The sequence below is a fragment of the Streptomyces sp. NPDC085460 genome, assembly GCF_044541975.1.
In the GTDB taxonomy this organism is placed as follows: Bacteria; Actinomycetota; Actinomycetes; order Streptomycetales; family Streptomycetaceae; genus Streptomyces.
Genome location: NZ_JBITTO010000002.1, coordinates 159456 through 175645 on the forward strand (window position 1 = coordinate 159456; position 16190 = coordinate 175645).

Annotated in this window: 16 protein-coding genes; 7 read left to right on the top strand and 9 right to left on the bottom strand. The window is 73.6% G+C overall.

Features of this window, described 5'->3' with window-relative positions; genetic code table 11:
• Complete coding sequence (locus ACIGHB_RS04835; protein ID WP_399909578.1) at nt 1-255, bottom strand: GntR family transcriptional regulator; 255 nt, start codon at nt 253-255, stop codon at nt 1-3.
• A gap of 162 nt (nt 256-417) precedes the next feature.
• Between ACIGHB_RS04835 and ACIGHB_RS04840 the strand changes: the two genes are divergently transcribed.
• The gene (locus tag ACIGHB_RS04840; protein WP_399909580.1) at nt 418-798 is read left to right on the top strand and encodes a hypothetical protein; all 381 of its coding nucleotides are present in this window, start codon (nt 418-420) and stop codon (nt 796-798) included.
• The gene (locus ACIGHB_RS04845) at nt 795-1001 is read left to right on the top strand and encodes a hypothetical protein (protein ID WP_399909582.1); all 207 of its coding nucleotides are present in this window, start codon (nt 795-797) and stop codon (nt 999-1001) included. The genes ACIGHB_RS04840 and ACIGHB_RS04845 overlap by 4 nt, the downstream gene beginning before the upstream one ends.
• Before the next feature lie 78 nt (nt 1002-1079).
• Here the strand turns inward: ACIGHB_RS04845 and ACIGHB_RS04850 are convergent, their stop codons facing one another.
• Both ACIGHB_RS04850 and ACIGHB_RS04855 read right to left on the bottom strand, forming a co-directional pair.
• The gene (locus tag ACIGHB_RS04850; protein ID WP_399909584.1) at nt 1080-1568 is read right to left on the bottom strand and encodes a VOC family protein; all 489 of its coding nucleotides are present in this window, start codon (nt 1566-1568) and stop codon (nt 1080-1082) included.
• A gap of 63 nt (nt 1569-1631) precedes the next feature.
• A complete protein-coding gene (locus ACIGHB_RS04855; protein ID WP_399909586.1) occupies nt 1632-2072 on the bottom strand; it encodes a VOC family protein in 441 nt (146 codons plus the stop codon).
• A 106-nt stretch (nt 2073-2178) separates the two neighbouring features.
• Here ACIGHB_RS04855 and ACIGHB_RS04860 point away from each other — a divergent pair, with 106 nt between their 5' ends.
• Nucleotides 2179-2760, top strand: coding sequence for a TetR/AcrR family transcriptional regulator (locus ACIGHB_RS04860; RefSeq protein ID WP_399909588.1), 582 nt, complete (start codon nt 2179-2181; stop codon nt 2758-2760).
• A 225-nt stretch (nt 2761-2985) separates the two neighbouring features.
• Here ACIGHB_RS04860 and ACIGHB_RS04865 read toward each other — a convergent pair whose 3' ends face one another.
• The 3 genes from ACIGHB_RS04865 to ACIGHB_RS04875 form a co-directional block, all read right to left on the bottom strand.
• Complete coding sequence (locus ACIGHB_RS04865; protein ID WP_399909590.1) at nt 2986-3603, bottom strand: DUF4291 domain-containing protein; 618 nt, start codon at nt 3601-3603, stop codon at nt 2986-2988.
• Between the two features lie 63 nt (nt 3604-3666).
• Nucleotides 3667-4761, bottom strand: coding sequence for an EamA family transporter RarD (gene rarD / locus ACIGHB_RS04870; protein WP_399909591.1), 1095 nt, complete (start codon nt 4759-4761; stop codon nt 3667-3669).
• 163 nt (nt 4762-4924) lie between these two features.
• Nucleotides 4925-5800: an NAD(P)H-binding protein gene (locus tag ACIGHB_RS04875; protein WP_399909593.1), complete on the bottom strand. Its 876-nt coding sequence runs from the start codon at nt 5798-5800 to the stop codon at nt 4925-4927.
• Between the two features lie 179 nt (nt 5801-5979).
• On the opposite strand from ACIGHB_RS04875, the gene ACIGHB_RS04880 reads away from it, so the two are divergent.
• The 4 genes from ACIGHB_RS04880 (at nt 5980) to ACIGHB_RS04895 (ending at nt 12087) form a co-directional block, all read left to right on the top strand.
• On the top strand, nt 5980-6318 hold the full coding sequence (locus ACIGHB_RS04880; RefSeq protein WP_360310518.1) for a helix-turn-helix domain-containing protein: 339 nt from the start codon (nt 5980-5982) through the stop codon (nt 6316-6318).
• A gap of 79 nt (nt 6319-6397) precedes the next feature.
• Nucleotides 6398-7270, top strand: a complete 873-nt coding sequence (locus ACIGHB_RS04885; RefSeq protein ID WP_399909595.1) for a hypothetical protein — start codon at nt 6398-6400, stop codon at nt 7268-7270.
• Between the two features lie 353 nt (nt 7271-7623).
• On the top strand, nt 7624-9831 hold the full coding sequence (locus ACIGHB_RS04890) for a bifunctional serine/threonine-protein kinase/ABC transporter substrate-binding protein (RefSeq protein WP_399910439.1): 2208 nt from the start codon (nt 7624-7626) through the stop codon (nt 9829-9831).
• A gap of 3 nt (nt 9832-9834) precedes the next feature.
• Entirely contained in the window at nt 9835-12087 is a 2253-nt protein-coding gene (locus tag ACIGHB_RS04895; protein ID WP_399909597.1) for a bifunctional serine/threonine-protein kinase/ABC transporter substrate-binding protein, read from the top strand.
• 39 nt (nt 12088-12126) lie between these two features.
• Here the strand turns inward: ACIGHB_RS04895 and ACIGHB_RS04900 are convergent, their stop codons facing one another.
• The 3 genes from ACIGHB_RS04900 to ACIGHB_RS04910 all read right to left on the bottom strand — a co-directional run bounded on the left by ACIGHB_RS04900 (nt 12127) and on the right by ACIGHB_RS04910 (nt 16024).
• A complete protein-coding gene (locus ACIGHB_RS04900) occupies nt 12127-13179 on the bottom strand; it encodes a 2-oxoacid:ferredoxin oxidoreductase subunit beta (RefSeq protein ID WP_360309112.1) in 1053 nt (350 codons plus the stop codon).
• The gene (locus ACIGHB_RS04905; protein WP_399909600.1) at nt 13172-15109 is read right to left on the bottom strand and encodes a 2-oxoacid:acceptor oxidoreductase subunit alpha; all 1938 of its coding nucleotides are present in this window, start codon (nt 15107-15109) and stop codon (nt 13172-13174) included. The genes ACIGHB_RS04900 and ACIGHB_RS04905 overlap by 8 nt, the downstream gene beginning before the upstream one ends.
• Nucleotides 15110-15364: 255 nt before the next feature.
• A complete protein-coding gene (locus ACIGHB_RS04910; protein WP_360309132.1) occupies nt 15365-16024 on the bottom strand; it encodes a response regulator transcription factor in 660 nt (219 codons plus the stop codon).
• Between the last annotated feature and the right edge of the window lie 166 nt (nt 16025-16190).

Genomic DNA, 16190 nt, shown 5'->3' on the forward strand with positions numbered 1-16190 from the left:
CTACTGCGCGTCCGCGCTGCGGTCGCGTACGTAGGTGCCCCGCTGCGGCACGGTGTAGACGTAGCCGAGTTCACGCAGGTGCCGCACGGCACGGCGGGCGGTGTCCCGGGCCACGCCCCATCGCTGGATCAATGCGGACTCCGAGGGGATCGGGCGATCCACCGCGAGCGTGCCCGACTCGATGTCCCGGATGAGGTCCGCCGCGATCTGCTGGTACGGCGGTGTCGGGGCTTCGTAATCAATGCTCGGGCTCATAGAAGGCAGCGTAGACAACCAGCCACAGCGGGAGCCGTTCCTATACGTGGGTAGACGAGGGTAGAGGAGTTGGTTACCGTCGAAACGAAAAACGCCCCGAGGAACCGATTAGGCCCGGTCCCTCGGGGCTTGCCGAAACAGCTTTAGGGAGCTGAAACGACCATGCGTGAGCTTATCGCCCTCGCCGCCATCGGACTCGGGTCCGCGCTCGTCCTCGCGGTCGTCCGTGCCATGGCCCCTCGCCGGCCCGGACGCCACACCGCCGAATTCCTCGCCGAGCTGCCCGAGCCTGCCCCGACGGACCCGTGGGCTAAGCCGTGGCCCACCCCGACCCCCGAGCACGTTCGAGCGCTCTACACCCCGCTCCGTGGGGAAGACGTGGCGCTTACCCGCCCGTACTGCCGGATGGACACCACCATGGACCTCGGTGTGATCCGCGAACGGCGCACTGCTGCCGTCCTCGCCACGCTCGGCGTGGACTACGCGTACGGATACGCGGGCGACCACTTCGAAACCCTCGCCGCTACGGGGGTGACCGCATGACCCGCGAAGCCCTCGCCGCCGAGTCCGTGTCCGCGAGGAGAGGGGCGCTCTGCTGCCGCTGCAAGCGCTGGACGTACGCCCCCGTGGAAGTCGGCTACGTCGAACGCCAGAGTGGCCCCGGAGTCGTCCTCTGGGGCTGCCCGAGCCACGCCGTGCCTATGATCCCCGGTCCGATGCCCGGAGAGCTGGAGCGGGGCGCGTAGACCCTGCCAGGCAGCAAAACGCCCCGTGCGGCTCAACTGCCGTGCGGGGCTTCTGTGTTCTCTGACGTGCGCGTAAGCTCAGAACTGGTAGTCAGAGGTGTTGGGGTCGGTCATCACCACCCACGAGCCGCCCTGCTCGGCCACCCGCCGCAGCACGGACGCGCCCAGCCCCTCCAGGCGCTCCACCTCGGCGTCCCGCCCGCCGGGCGGGGCGTGCACGTCGAGGTGCAGACGGTTCTTCACCGTCTTCGGCTCGGGGACCCGCTGGAAGAGGATCCGCCGGCCGAGTCCCGCGCCGTTCTCCTCGGAGACGGGATCGTCCGGGTGCCGGACCCCGGCGAGGTCGTGCCACCCGAGCCGTTCCCCCGGCTCTCCCGCGTGCACGGTGGCGGTGATCCCCTCCGGTACGGCCCCGGCGGCGAGCAGCTTGCCCACGAGGTCGCTGTGGTCCTCCTCCTCGTACCGGAGGGCGGCGGCCCAGAAGGCGGCCTGGGCGTGCGGGTCGGCGCAGTCGACGACGAGTTTCCAGTGCAGCGGGGGCGGCGGGGGCGGGGGAAGTGGCTCCATCTTCCCGAGCCTTGTGCACGCGGGCCGGGTCCGCCACCGGAACGGGTGGGTCCGTCCGGGAGGTCAGGCGCCGTCGGTGTACCGGTCGGCGAACTCCTCGCTCGGCGGGACGACGGTGATGACGTCGATCAGGACGCCGTCCGGGCCGGCCACGATGAAGTGGCGCTGGCCGAACTCCTCCGTGCGCAGCGGCAGCAGCTCGGTCAGACCGGCCTCGGTGACGAGCCGCCGGTGCTCGGCGTCCACGTCGTCCACCTCGAAGTTCAGCAGCAGGCCGCCCCGGAGCGCGGTCCGGTGGCCGTCCGGGACGGTCGGGTGGGTGTGGTCGAGCAGCGCCAGCTCGTACTGGGGGGCGTCGGGGCGGCGCAGGCTCACGTACCAGTCCGCCTCGAAGGTCGTCTCGAAGCCGAGGTGCCGGGTGTAGAAGTCGCGGGCGGCGGCGACGTCGCCGGTGGCGAGCACGGGGTAGAAGCCGCGGAGCGCGGTGGCGGGCGGATGGGTCATGACGGGCCTCCGTATGATCGCTTCCTCGCATTTCACATACCCGGGGTATGTGAAACACAGGGCTAGCATACCCCCGGTACGCGAAATGGGAAGGGCGGTGTTCGGGATGCCGGTCAACCGGGCGGAGCAGCGGGCGGCCACGCGGCGGGCCCTGCTGGACGAGGGGCGGCGCCGGTTCGCCGCCGACGGCTACCACCATGTGGTGCTCGCCGAGGTGGCGCGGGCCGCCGGGGTCACCAAGGGCGCCGCGTACCACCACTTCGACAGCAAGGCGGGACTCTTCCGGGCCGTCGTCGCGGAGGTCCAGCGGGAACTGGGCGAGCGGGTCGCGACGGCCGCCGAGCGCCACGACGACCTGTGGGAGCAGCTGCGGGCCGGCTGCCGGGCCTTCCTCGACGCCGGGACCGATCCGGCGGTCCGGCGGATCCTCCTCGTCGACGCGCCGACCGTGCTCGGCTGGGACGAGTGGCGGGCCCTGGACGAGGAGTCCTCCGCACGTCACCTGACGGAGGCCCTGACGGCGCTCGCCGAGGCGGGCATCATCGCGGACCAGCCCGTTGAGCCGCTGGCCCGGCTCCTGTCGGGCGCCATGAACGAGGCCGCCCTCTGGATCGCCCGAGGCGGCGACCCCGAGGCCACGACCCACGCGCTGGACCGCCTCTTGAGGGGCCTCCGCGCGCCGAGTTAACGGGCCTTGCCTGTGGCGGGCCTCGCCTTTGACGGGTTGCCGCGTCTGGGCCTGCCGGGGCTTTGCCTTTGGCGGCCGCGCCCGAGCTTGACGGGCCCTGCCTGCGGCGGGTCGCCGCGCCCGGGGGCTGTCGGGTCCTGCCTGTGGCGGGTTGCCGCGCCCCGGGCACCGGGTCCCGTCGTGACGGGCCTCGGCCCCCGGCCTGGCCGGCCCTTCCCTGAGGGGTCAGGGGCGGACGCGGTTCAGCAGGCCGGGCGGTTCCGGGTACGGCGTCTCCAGTGGCAGGAGCCGCGCCGCGGCCGGCAGGTCGTCCGCGCGTACCAGGGCGTGCGCCTCGTGGGCGAGGCCGGTCACGTCACGTACGGAAACCGTCCACTCGTCCGCGTACCGCCCCGCCGCCTCGCCCGCGAGTCCGAGCTGGAGCGACCGGTACGGCAGCGGCGCGAGGCGCAGATCCCGCTCCGGGTCCCACTGGACCCGCACCGGCGCCCTGCGCAGCTCGCGCTGCCAGGCCGCCCGGTCGGGGTGGAAGCCGCGCTCGTAGTGGGAGAGGCAGGCGTGCCGCAGCGCCCACTCGAAGCCCTCGCGGGTGATCTCCACGGCGAGGACGGTCTCCTGCCCCTCCTTGGTGCCCCAGCCGGAGCGGTACATCATCCACAGGAACGACGGCTTGATCCACGTCATCCGGTCCCGCTTCCAGGCCGCGGGGAAGCGGCCGTCCCGCGCGGCGGGCAGCCCGATCTCCGGCGGATACGCCTGGTAGACGGTCACCGTGGTGGCGGTGTGCAGCGCGCGGACGCGGCGCGCCGGCTCGGGGCCGGCCGGGGGGAGGGGCGTGGGCATGGGTACAGGGTGGCCGGGGGAGGGCCGCTCGGGCCACCGAATTCGCGGCCCCGCGGCGGAGCCTCAGGCGCGGACGTCGGTCGCCGACGTGCGGGAGGCGTCCGGCGTCTCCGGCGTGCGGGAGGCGTCCGGCGTCTCCGGCGTGTCCGCCAGCCGGGCGGCGGCCTCCTCCGTCGCGCGGGCCATCGCCGCGCGGCTGCGGCGGGCGGTGCGGAGGGCGTCCCAGGTGAGGATCGTGAGGGCGAGCCAGACCAGGGAGAAGCCGGCCCAGCGCTCGGGGGGCATCGCCTCGCGGAAGTACACGACGCCGAGGAGGAACTGGAAGACCGGCGCCAGGTACTGGAGCAGGCCCAGGGTCGAGAGGGGCACCCGGATCGCCGCCGCGCCGAAGAGGACCAGCGGGATCGCCGTGACGAGGCCGGTCGTGCTGAGGAGCACCATGTGGCCGACGCCCTCGGAGCCGAAGGCGAGCGTGGACTGCGAGCCGAGGAAGAGCAGGTAGCCGAGCGCGGGCAGGAACTGAACGGCCGTCTCGGCGGCCAGCGACTCCAGGCCGCCGATGTTGACCTGCTTCTTCACCAGGCCGTACACGGCGAACGAGAAGGCCAGCGTCAGGGAGACCCACGGCGGGCGGCCGTAGCCGATCGCCAGGACCAGCACGGCGGCGAAGCCGATGCCGACCGCCGCCCACTGGGCCGGGCGGAGCCGCTCCTTCAGGACGAGGACGCCGAGCGCGATGGTCACCAGAGGGTTGATGAAGTAGCCGAGGGACGCCTCGACGACCTGGCCGTTGTTGACCGACCAGATGTACAGACCCCAGTTCACGGTGATGACGGTCGCGGCGATCGTCAGCAGGCCGAGCTTGCGCGGGCTGGCCGCGAGCTCCTTCACCCAGCCCCAGCGGCGCAGCACCAGCAGGGCGAGGCCCACGAAGACGAACGACCACACCATCCGGTGGGCCAGGATCTCGCCCGCGCTCGCCGGCTTCAGGAGCGGCCAGTAGAGCGGGACCAGGCCCCATATCGCGTAGGCGCCGATGCCGTAGAGCAGACCGGACCGGGTCTCGGGGTCCGCGCCGGCGCCGGCGCCAGCACCGGTACCCGCACCCGTACCGGTACCCGCGCCCGTGCCGGTCCCGACCGTGTTTCGTCCGCCCATGAACGTCTCTCCTGCCCTGCGCCGCGCTGTTCCGACGAAGGTAGCGCCGCACAGGGCAGCCTGTCATGTGTGTACTGCTATACGGTCATGACCCAGGGGGCGCATGGGGATGGATGGGGTCGGTGGCGCCGGTGGCGCCGGTGGTGCCGGTGGTGCCGGTGGGTCACGCCGAGGCAGCCAGCGCCTCGCCGATCGTCGTCCCGATCGGGGTGGTCGGGCGGCCGATCAGCCGCGCCAGGTCGCCGGTCCTGACCGCCAGCGCGCCCCGCCCGATCGCCTCGTCCACGTCGACGAGGATCGCCGCGAAGAACTCCGGCACGCCGGCGCCGGTCAGGATCTCCAGGTGCGCCGCCGCCGGCACGTTCGTGTACGCGATCTCCCGCCCGCTGCGGGCCCCGACCTCCGCCGCGTACTCCGCCAGCGACCACGCCTCGTCGCCGCTCAGCTCGTACGCCCTGCCCAGGTGCTCCCCGGCCGGACCGGTCAGCACCGCGGCCGCGGCGGCGGCGTAGTCGGCGCGGGAGGCGGAGGCGACCCGGCCCTCGCCCGCGTTGGCGACGACGGCGCCGTGGGCGAGGACGGGGGCGAGGTTCGCGGTGTAGTTCTCGCTGTACCAGCCGTTGCGGAGGAAGGTGTACGGCAGCCCCGAGGCGAGGATCAGCGCCTCGGTCTCCTTGTGCTCCGCCGCCAGGTCGAAGTCGGCGTCCGGCCCGCCCAGGACGCCGGTGTACGCCAGCTGGGCCACGCCCGCCGCCTTCGCCGCGTCGATCACGGCGGCGTGCTGCGGGACCCGCTGCCCGACCTCGCTGCCGGAGATCAGCAGCACCCGGTCGCCCGCCTCGAACGCGCCGGCCAGCGTCTCGGGGCGGCTGTAGTCGGCGATCCGCAGCTCGACGCCGCGGTCCGCCAGGCCGGCGGCCTTCTCCTTGTCCCGTACGACGGCGGCGACCGAACCGGCGGGGACGGCCGGGTCGGCGAGGAGGGCGTCGACGACGAGACGGCCGAGCTGTCCGGTGGCTCCAGTGACGACGATGCTCATGAGGGGATTCCTTCGCGGTGGATGCGGCGGGGTGACACACTCACCGTACGAGGTGCGCTAACCAATCGAAAGTACCCACTTTGAAGTAAGGTACTGTCATGGAAGTAAGTGACAAGCCGCGTCCCGACCCGAGGGTCGAGCCCTTCGGCGGGCCCCTCCTCGCCGACGTCGACGGGGCCATGTGTCCGTCCCGCCTCGTCCTGGAGCACGTCACCAGCCGCTGGGGCGTCCTCGTCCTGATCGCCCTCCTGGAGCGCTCGTACCGCTTCAGCGAGCTGCGCCGGCGGATCGGCGGCGTCAGCGAGAAGATGCTCACCCAGACCCTCCAGACCCTGGAGCGCGACGGCTTCGTCCACCGCGACGCCAAGCCCGTCATCCCGCCCCGGGTCGACTACACCCTCACCCCGCTCGGCGAGGAGGCGGCCCACCGCGTCCGGGACCTGGCCCTCTGGACCGAGTCCCGCGTCCCCGCCGTCGAGACCGCCCGCGCCCGCTACGACCAGGCGCGCGATCAATGACTCTGTAGCGCACCGGAGTTGTCCCTTCCGCGCATACGATCGTGCCCCCTGGGGGAATCGTGTGAGCGGGGGTGGGGGAATGGTGTCGTACGCACGGCTGTCGCGTTCCTGCTGTGCCGTCCTGACGGGCGGGATCCTGCTGGCGGGCTGTTCCGGGGGCGGGGGAGGAAGCGGCGGCCCGAAACCCTCGGCGTCGCCGTCGGCCTCGGGATCAGCCTCGGCCTCGGCCTCGGGATCGGCTTCCGTCAGCGGGTCCCCGTCCTCCTCCGCGTCGGCGACCCCCGACCCCCTGGCCACGCCCACGGCCCTGAGCTTCACCTTCGACCCGGCCCGCGCCCCGAGGAACGAGGCCGACGCCAAGCGCCTCGCGCTGGACGTCCTCGCCGAGCCGGACTCCTGGGGGCCCGGCTTCACCGAGCGGACCCCGTACCTGAGCGCCGACGACTACTGGCCCGTTCTGCCCGCCACGTGCCGGTGGGAGACGGGGGCCCGGCCGTCCACCGTCCTGTACAGCGTCACCGGCTACAGCCGGCTCCCCGCCAAGGGCGCCAAGGGCCTGCTCCAGGTCGCCGCCACCGTCACCGTCCACACCTCGGTCGACGAGGCGGACTGGGAGATGGCGCAGACCCTGGAGGAGGCGCTGCGCTGCCCCGACCAGGTCCTGCGGGACGGGGAGAAGGTCACCGGCCTCTTCTCCCTCGGCAACCCCTTCGGCGTCAACGGCAACTTCACCGCCGCGGACACCGTCAGCGAGCGCGGGAAGTACGTCAGGGCGGGCGTCGCGGGCGAGCACTACTACGGCTGGTCCCAGTCGCGGGTGGGGACGGTGACGCTCGCGGTCTCCGCCAAGGGCGCGGCCGGCCACACCGAGGACGAGGTCAGTACGTCGATGGTCCGGGCCCTCGTCGCCATGCTCAACCGCACCCAGGCCGAGCTGGAGGTCGAGAAGTGAGCCCGGACGCCCGCCCCCCGTCCCCGGAGAACGACCCCCGGCCCGCCGGCGAGCGCCCCGGAGACGGCCCGCCCGCCGACGAACGGCGCCTCCCCGACCCCCGCGTCCCCACGGCCCCCACACCCCCGCCCGGGGCGGCCCCCACAGCCCCGTCCGACGCCCGGACCGCGCAGGAGCAGCCGCCGGCGCAGGGGCAGGCCCCGGCACAGGGCCAGGTCCCGGCCCCGGGCCAAGCCCAGGACCAAACGCCCGCCCCCACTCCCACCCCCGGCCCTACCCCCACCCCCACCTCCACCTCCACTCCCACCCCCGTCCCCTCCCGCCCCGCCCCCGCCGCAGGCGACCTCGCGCCGCTGCTGCCCGCCGACCCCTCCGCCATCGCCGGGTACCGGCTCCTCGGGCGGCTCGGCGCGGGTGGCATGGGCGTCGTCTACCTGGGGCGTACGGACGCGGGCGAGCTGGCCGCCGTGAAGGTGACGCTCGCGGACCGGGCCGAGCGGACGGACTTCCGGAGCCGGTTCCGGCGCGAGGTCGAGGCGGCCCGGCGGGTCGTGTCGCCCTGGGCCGTACCGGTCCTCGGCGCCGACCCCGACGCCCCCGAGCCGTGGCTCGCCACCGCCTTCGTGCCCGGCCCGTCCCTCGGCGAGGCCGTCGTCGCCCACGGCCCGCTGCCCGAGCGCGGGCTGCGGATCCTCGGCGGCGCCGTGGCCCGCGCGCTCGCCGCCGTCCACGCCGCCGGGCTCGTCCACCGCGACGTCAAGCCCGCCAACGTCCTCCTCGCCGTCGACGGGCCCCGGCTCATCGACTTCGGCATCGCCCGCGCCGCCGACCCCGCCGGGGAGACCGCGCTCACCGGCACCGACATGGTCGTCGGCACCCCCGGCTTCCTCGCCCCCGAACAGGCCGAGGCCCGCACCGAGGACGTCGGACCGGCCTCCGACGTCTTCGCCCTCGGCTGCCTCCTCGCCTACGCGGCCACCGGCCGCCCGCCCTTCGGCACCGGCGCCGTCGACGCCCTCATGTACCGGACCGTGCACGACGAGCCCGACCTCGCCGGCGTACCGGACGGACTGCTGCCCCTGCTGCGCGGCTGCCTCGCCAAGGACCCGGCCGCCCGGCCCACCGCCGAACAGCTCGCCGGCCGGCTCGCCGAGGACACCCCCGGCGCCGCCGCCGACTGGCTGCCCGCACCCGTCGTCCGCACCATCGCCGAGCGCTCCGCCCGGATGCTCGCGCTCCCCGACATCGACCCGACGAGCACCCCCGCCGCCGCCCCGCCCGCGGGCCCCGGCCGCCGCGGCTTCCTCCTCCTCGCCGGAGGGGCGGGCCTCCTCGCCGCCGGCGGCGGCACCTGGCTCGCCCTCCGCGACGACGGCGGGAACGGCGGGACCGAGGGCAAGCGGCCCGCGCCCCCGCCGAAGGCCCGCAAGTGGACCATCGGCGTCCAGGCCGACCTCAGCGGCCCCGGCAAGGCCGTCGGCCAGGCGCAGGAGCGGGGCGTCCGGCTCGCCGTCGAAGCCTTCAACTCCCGTGCGGACAAGCCCTTCACGCTCGACGTGAAGGTCTCCGACGACCGCGGGGACCAGCACCGCGGAGCCGCCGCCGCCCGCGTCCTCACCTCCGACCCCGACGTCCTCGGCATCATCGGCCCCAGCCACGACTACACCGGTTACGCCGCCCTCCCCGCCTACGACGAGGCCCGCCTCCCCGTCCTCACGGTCTCCGCCGGCTACAACCTCCTCACCAACCCCGGACTCGGCCAGGGCCTGAGCGTCATTCGACTCTGCAGCCGCCACAACTACGCGGCGCTCTACCTCGCGTACCACGTCCTGGCGAAGAGCCCCCGGCCCGTCACCCGGCCCGGACTCCTCCAGGACCGCACCGACGAGAACTACTCTTGGCAGTACGTCGTCGGCGCCTCCATCGGCTTCAAGGGCAGCGGCGTCCTCCCGCACCCCCGGGTCGTCCCCGCCGGCGCCAAACGGCTGGAACGGGTCCTCGGCGAGATGGTGGACGCGGGCATCGACGCGTACCTCCACGCCGGCCTCGCCCCCAGCGCCGTCCGCGCCGCCAAGACCCTCGACGCACTCGGGTTCACCGGCATGCGGATCACCGGACAGCACGTCTACGGCGACGAGTTCCTCCGGGGCGCGGGCGCCGCCGCCGAGGGCTGGGTCGTCGGCGCGCCCGTCGTCCCGCCCGGCATCCGGAAGCAGGCCGCGGCCTTCGTCGCCGCCCACCGCGCGCGCTTCGGCACCGACCCCGCCCCCTACGCGGGCGAGGCGTACGACGCCGTCACGCTGCTCGCCGGCGAGGTGGTGAAGGCGTTCAAGGGCGGCCGGCGCCCCGACCGCACCACCCTGCCGGGGCTCCTGAGGAAGGCGACCCACAAGGGCATCATGGGCGAGTACGGCTTCGTCGAGGACGGCAACCTGACCGGCGTCGGCACCTTCCTGTACACCGTCAGGAACGGCCGCTACGAGCCCATGGACTGGGCCCCCTCCGCCCCGCCCACGCCCAAGGGCACCCCGAAGCCCGCGTCCGCCCCCCAGGGGACGTGACCCTTGCGCCCGCTCCACCGGTCCGACCCGTCCGCCATCGCCGGCCACCGTCTCCTCGGCCGGCTCGGCGCCGGCGGCATGGGCGTCGTCTACCTCGCCCGCAGCCCCGGCGGCGCGCTCGCCGCCGTCAAGCTGATCCGCGCCGAGCACGCCGCCGACCCCGCCTTCCGCGAGCGCTTCCGCCGCGAGGCCCGCACCGCCGAGCGGATCGCGGGACGCTGGGTGGTGCGGGTCCTCGGCGCCGACCCGGAGGCCCGCGAGCCCTGGCTCGCCACCGAGTACGTCCCCGGGCCCTCCCTCGCCGAGGCCGTCGCCCTCTCCGGGCCCCTGCCCGAACCGGCCGTACGGGCCCTCGGCGCACGGCTCGCCGACGCCCTCGCCGCCCTCCACGCGGCCGGGCTCGTCCACCGGGACGTCAAGCCCGCCAACGTCCTCCTCGCCCTCGACGGGCCCCGGCTCATCGACTTCGGCATCGCCCGCGTCGCCGGGGCCACCGCGCTCACCGCCACCGACGCCATGATCGGCACCCCCGGCTACCTCGCCCCCGAACAGGCCCGCGCCGCCGGTGCCGGTGAAGTCGGGCCGCCCGCCGACGTGTTCGCCCTCGGCTGCGTCCTCGCCTACCTCCTCACCGGCGCACGCCCCTTCGGCACCGGCACGGTGGCCGCCGTCGTCTACCGCACGGTCCACGAGGAACCCGAACTCGGCGCCGTACCGGCCGCCTTGAAGCCCCTGGTCGCGGCCTGCCTCGCCAAGGACCCGGCCGCCCGGCCCACCGCCGAGGCCGTACGGGACGCGCTCGGCGGCACCGGAGGGCCGGTCGGGGAACTGCTGCCGTCCGGCCTGCCCGCCCTCATCGCCGAGCGCTCCGCCCGCGTCCTCGACCTGCCCGTCCCCGAACCCACCGCCCTGACGCCCGCGCCGCCCGCCCGCGGCCCGTCCCGGCGGGCCCTGATCGCCGGCGGCACGGCGGCCCTCGTCGTCACCGCCGGCGTCCTCGCCGCCCGGCTCGGCGGGCTGCTCGGGGGCGGCGGCGCGGGAGGCGGCACCGGCGGATCCACCGGCGGCGGCACCATCGGCACCGCCAGTGCCACGGCCGGCCGGCTCCCCACGTACACGATCGGCGTCCAGACCGACCTCAGCGGCCCCCGCAAGGCCGACGGCCGCGCCCAGGAGCGGGGCGTCCGGCTCGCCGCCGAGCGGCACAACGCCCGCCCCGACCGCGCCTTCCACCTCGCCGTGAAGGTCCACGACGACGCCGGCGACCCCGCCCGCGCCGCACGGACCGCCACCGCCATCGGCAAGGACCCCGCCGTCCTCGCCGTCCTCGGCCCGACCTCGCCGCAGGTCGTCGCGGCCGCCGCCAAGACCTACCAGGCCAACTCCCTCGTCTACGCGAGCGTGGCGACCGGCGTCGACTACACCGTCATGCCCGATCTCGTCGGCGAGCCCGCCTACTTCGAGATGCGCACCCAGATCGAACTGCTCACGATGGGCTTCTCGACCGTCGCCATCGCCCGCAAGACGGCCAGGGCGGCCGTGATCGAGGACGGCGCCGCCGGCCAGGTCGCCTGGGCGATGGGCAACTCCCTGGAGAACAACCTCGCCACCGCCGGCGCCGACGTCAGCCGCCACCAGGTCGACGCGGAGACCGACGACTTCGGCCCCGCCGCGCGGACCGCGAAGGCGTCCGGAGCCGAGGGCGTCCTCTACGCCGGACTGTCGCCCGAGCGGGCCGCCCGCTGCGCCCGCGCCCTGGCGGCGGCGGGTTTCAGCGGCTTCCGCGGCGCCATCGAGAGCGTCCTCGACCCGGCGTTCCTCACCGGCGCGGGCCCCGCCGCCGAGGGCTGGTACATCGGGACCACCTACGTCGACCCGGCCGCCGTCCCCGCCGCGAAGGAGTTCACCGCCGCCTACCGCGAGCGCTGGGGCCTGGCCGCGACCGACCCCGTCGACCGGTACGCGGCCGAGGCGTACGACGTCACCCTCGCCGTCGCCGAGACCATGCGGGGCGTGGCGGCGAACGGGCTCGCCGTGGACCGGGGCGCGCTGACCCGCCGGCTGCGGGAGCTCACGTACGAGGGGGTGACGAAGAAGTACGGCTTCGACACCTCGAACAGCTTCCGCTTCCTGCACCAGGTGTACATCCACCGCGTCGAGGCGGGCGGGAAGGTCCGGTACCTCGGCCACTACGAGAAGGTCGCCGACGACGAGGTCGCCGAACGGAAGAAGCGCGAGCGGACGAAGGCGCCCTGACCGCACGGGCCAGGGCGCCTCCGGTCGGATGACCGGCCGTCAGCCGACCACCGTCCAGGTGTCGTTGCCCGCGAGGAGCCGGGCCAGGTCGCCCTCGCCCTGGCGCTCGGCCGCGCGGTCGAGCTGCTCGGCCATGAGGGTGTCGTAGACCGGGCGTTCGACCGAGCGGAAGACGCCGATGGGCGTCTGGTGGAGGGTGTCGGGGTCGGCCAGCCGGGAGAGCGCGAACGCCGTCGTCGGTGAGGCGGCGTGGGCGTCGTGGACGAGGATCCGGGACTCGTTCTCCGGCGTGACGGTGACGACCTCCAGGTCGCCGGTGGCCGGGTCGCGGACCACGCCCTTGTCGAGCTCGGCGCCGAAGCGGATCGGCTGCCCGTGCTCCAGGCGGATGACGGCCTCCTTCGCCTGGTCCTTGTCCTTGAGGACCTCGAAGGCGCCGTCGTTGAAGATGTTGCAGTTCTGGTAGATCTCCACCAGCGCGGTGCCGTCGTGGTCGGCGGCCTGGCGGAGTACCTCGGTGAGGTGCTTGCGGTCGGAGTCGACCGTGCGGGCGACGAAGGTGGCCTCCGCGCCGAGGGCCAGCGACACCGGGTTGAAGGGGGCGTCGAGGGAGCCCATCGGGGTCGACTTGGTGATCTTGCCGACCTCGGAGGTGGGGGAGTACTGGCCCTTGGTGAGGCCGTAGATCCGGTTGTTGAAGAGCAGGATCTTCAGGTTCACGTTGCGGCGCAGGGCGTGGATGAGGTGGTTGCCGCCGATGGAGAGCGCGTCGCCGTCGCCGGTGACGACCCAGACGGACAGGTCGCGGCGGGAGGTCGCCAGGCCGGTGGCGATGGCCGGGGCCCGGCCGTGGATGGAGTGCATCCCGTAGGTGTTCATGTAGTACGGGAAGCGGGAGGAGCAGCCGATGCCGGAGACGAAGACGATGTTCTCCTTCGCCAGGCCCAGCTCGGGCATGAAGCCCTGGACGGCGGCGAGCACGGCGTAGTCGCCGCACCCCGGGCACCAGCGGACCTCCTGGTCGGACTTGAAGTCCTTCATGGACTGGGCGGCCTCGGCCTTGGGCACCAGACGCAGCAGGTTCTCAGGCATCGATGGCCTCCTTGAGGGCGGCGGCGAGCTGCTCGGCCTTGAACGGCATCCCGTTGACCTGGTTGTGGCTGCGGGCGTCGACGAGGTACTTCGCGCGGATCAGGGTGGCGAGCTGGCCGAGGTTCATCTCGGGGATCACGACCTTGTCGTACCGCTTCAGGACCTCGCCGAGGTTCTTCGGGAAGGGGTTGAGGTGGCGCAGGTGGGCCTGGGCGATGTGGCCGCCCTCGCGGCGGATCCGGCGGACGGCGGCCGTGATGGGGCCGTAGGTGGAGCCCCAGCCGAGGACCAGGGTCCGGGCGCCGTCCGGGTCGTCGGTCTCGATGTCCGGGACGTCGATGCCGTCGACCTTGGCCTGCCGGGTGCGGACCATGAGGTCGTGGTTGGCGGGGTCGTACGAGATGTTGCCGGTGCCGTCCTGCTTCTCGATGCCGCCGATCCGGTGTTCGAGTCCGGGCGTGCCGGGGACGGCCCAGGGGCGGGCCAGGGTCTCGGGGTCGCGCTTGTACGGCCAGAAGACCTCGGTGCCGTCGGCCTGGGTGTGGTTCGGGCCGGTGGCGAAGGCGGTGCGCAGGTCGGGCAGGCCCTCGACCTCGGGGATCCGCCAGGGCTCGGAGCCGTTGGCGAGGTAGCCGTCGGAGAGCAGGAAGACCGGGGTGCGGTACGTCAGGGCGATCCTGGCCGCTTCCAGGGCCGCGTCGAAGCAGTCGGCCGGGGTCTTCGGGGCGACGATCGGGACGGGGGCCTCGCCGTTGCGCCCGTACATCGCCTGGAGGAGGTCGGCCTGCTCGGTCTTGGTCGGCAGGCCGGTGGAGGGGCCGCCGCGCTGGATGTCGACGATCAGCAGCGGCAGCTCCAGGGAGACCGCGAGGCCGATCGTCTCGGACTTCAGCGCCACGCCGGGGCCCGAGGTGGTCGTCACGGCGAGGGAGCCGCCGAAGGCGGCGCCGAGCGCGGCGCCGATGCCGGCGATCTCGTCCTCGGCCTGGAAGGTCCGCACGCCGAAGTTCTTGTGCTTGCTGAGCTCGTGCAGGATGTCCGAGGCCGGGGTGATCGGGTACGAGCCCAGGTAGAGCGGCAGCTCGGCCTGCTTCGAGGCGGCGACGAGGCCGTAGGACAGGGCCAGGTTCCCGGAGATGTTGCGGTACGTGCCGGTGGGGAAGGCGCGGGTGGCGGGGGCGACCTCGTAGGAGACGGCGAAGTCCTCGGTGGTCTCGCCGAAGTTCCAGCCGGCCCGGAAGGCGGCCACGTTCGCCTCGGCGATCTGCGGCTTCTTCGCGAACTTCGACCGCAGGAACGCCTCCGTGCCCTCGGTCGGCCGGTGGTACATCCAGGACAGCAGCCCGAGCGCGAACATGTTCTTCGACCGCTCGGCCTCCTTCCGGGAAAGCCCGAACTCCTTCAGCGCCTCGATCGTCAGCGTCGTCAGCGGCACCGGATGCACCCGGTAGCCGTCCAGTGACCCGTCCTCCAGGGGCGAGGTCGCGTAGCCGACCTTGGCCATGGCCCGCTTGGCGAATTCGTCGGTGTTCACGATGATCTCGCCACCGCGCGGCACATCGGCGATGTTCGCCTTCAGGGCGGCCGGGTTCATCGCGACCAGCACGTTCGGCGCGTCGCCCGGGGTCAGGATGTCGTGGTCGGCGAAGTGCAGCTGGAACGAGGAGACGCCCGGCAGGGTCCCCGCGGGGGCCCGGATCTCGGCCGGGAAGTTCGGCAGCGTCGACAGGTCGTTCCCGAAGGACGCCGTCTCCGAGGTGAAACGGTCACCCGTGAGCTGCATGCCGTCACCGGAGTCACCCGCGAACCGGATGATCACCCGATCGAGCCGACGGACCTCTTTCTCGGCACCCTGACGGGCCTCCGCCGGGGCGCTGCGCTGCTCCCCGAGCAGGGCCTCACCGGCCTCGCTACTGACCTGGCTGGTCACGAACTGGACCTCCCTAGCGGCAAGCGGGACTCTTGGCCCACCCTACGACTGTGAGGTGGGCCTTCCCGGGACTTCTCACATGACGGGCCTCTGTCTGAGACGCCCCTATGTCGTACATTGTCCTGTTCTGCGCCTACCCGGAATGTTCCGGAACGCCGTATTCCGACTCGTTCTTCCGTCCTAGGGCCCCGAGGGCCCCGGACGGCCGTACCTGACAGAGTGTCAGAAGATCAAGGTTCGGGGGCCCGGTCCGGCTCAGGACCTGAGGTACGTCAGCACCGCCAGCACCCTGCGGTGATCGCCGTCGCTCGGCGAAAGCCCCAGCTTCAGGAAGATGTTCCCGATGTGCTTCTCCACGGCGCCGTCGCTCACCACCAGCTGCTTCGCGATCGCCGAGTTCGTCCGGCCCTCGGCCATCAGACCGAGGACCTCCCGCTCGCGCGGGGTCAGATGCGCCAGCACGTCCTGCTGCCGGCTCCGCCCCAGCAGCTGCTGGACGACCTCCGGGTCCAGCGCCGTACCGCCGCCGGCCACCCGCACCACCGCCTCGGTGAACTCGCGCACCTCCGCGACGCGGTCCTTCAGCAGATAGCCCACGCCCCGCGTGGAACCGGCCAGCAGTTCGGTGGCGTACTGCTCCTCCACGTACTGCGACAGCACCAGCACCCCGAGTTCCGGATACTCCGCGCGCAGCCGCACCGCCGCCCGTACGCCCTCGTCCGTGTGGGTCGGCGGCATCCGGACGTCCGCCACGACCACGTCCGGCAGCGCGCCCGCGTCCGCGAGCTCCGCCACCGTCTTGACCAGCGCGTCGCCGTCCCCGACCCCCGCGACGACCTCGTGCCCCCGGTCCGTGAGCAGCCGGGTCAGCCCCTCGCGCAACAGCACCGAGTCCTCGGCGATCACCACCCGCACCCGGTCGGCCACCTCACCCACACCCACGCCCGACGCCCCCAAGAACCCTGCTCGACTCCACGCGACCCGATCGGCGTCGCGTGATCAGCATCGCAGGAATGCCCGCCCGGCGGGCGCCGCCCGATACTCCCGCCCCGACATTGCCGGGAACATTGCCGGGGCGCGG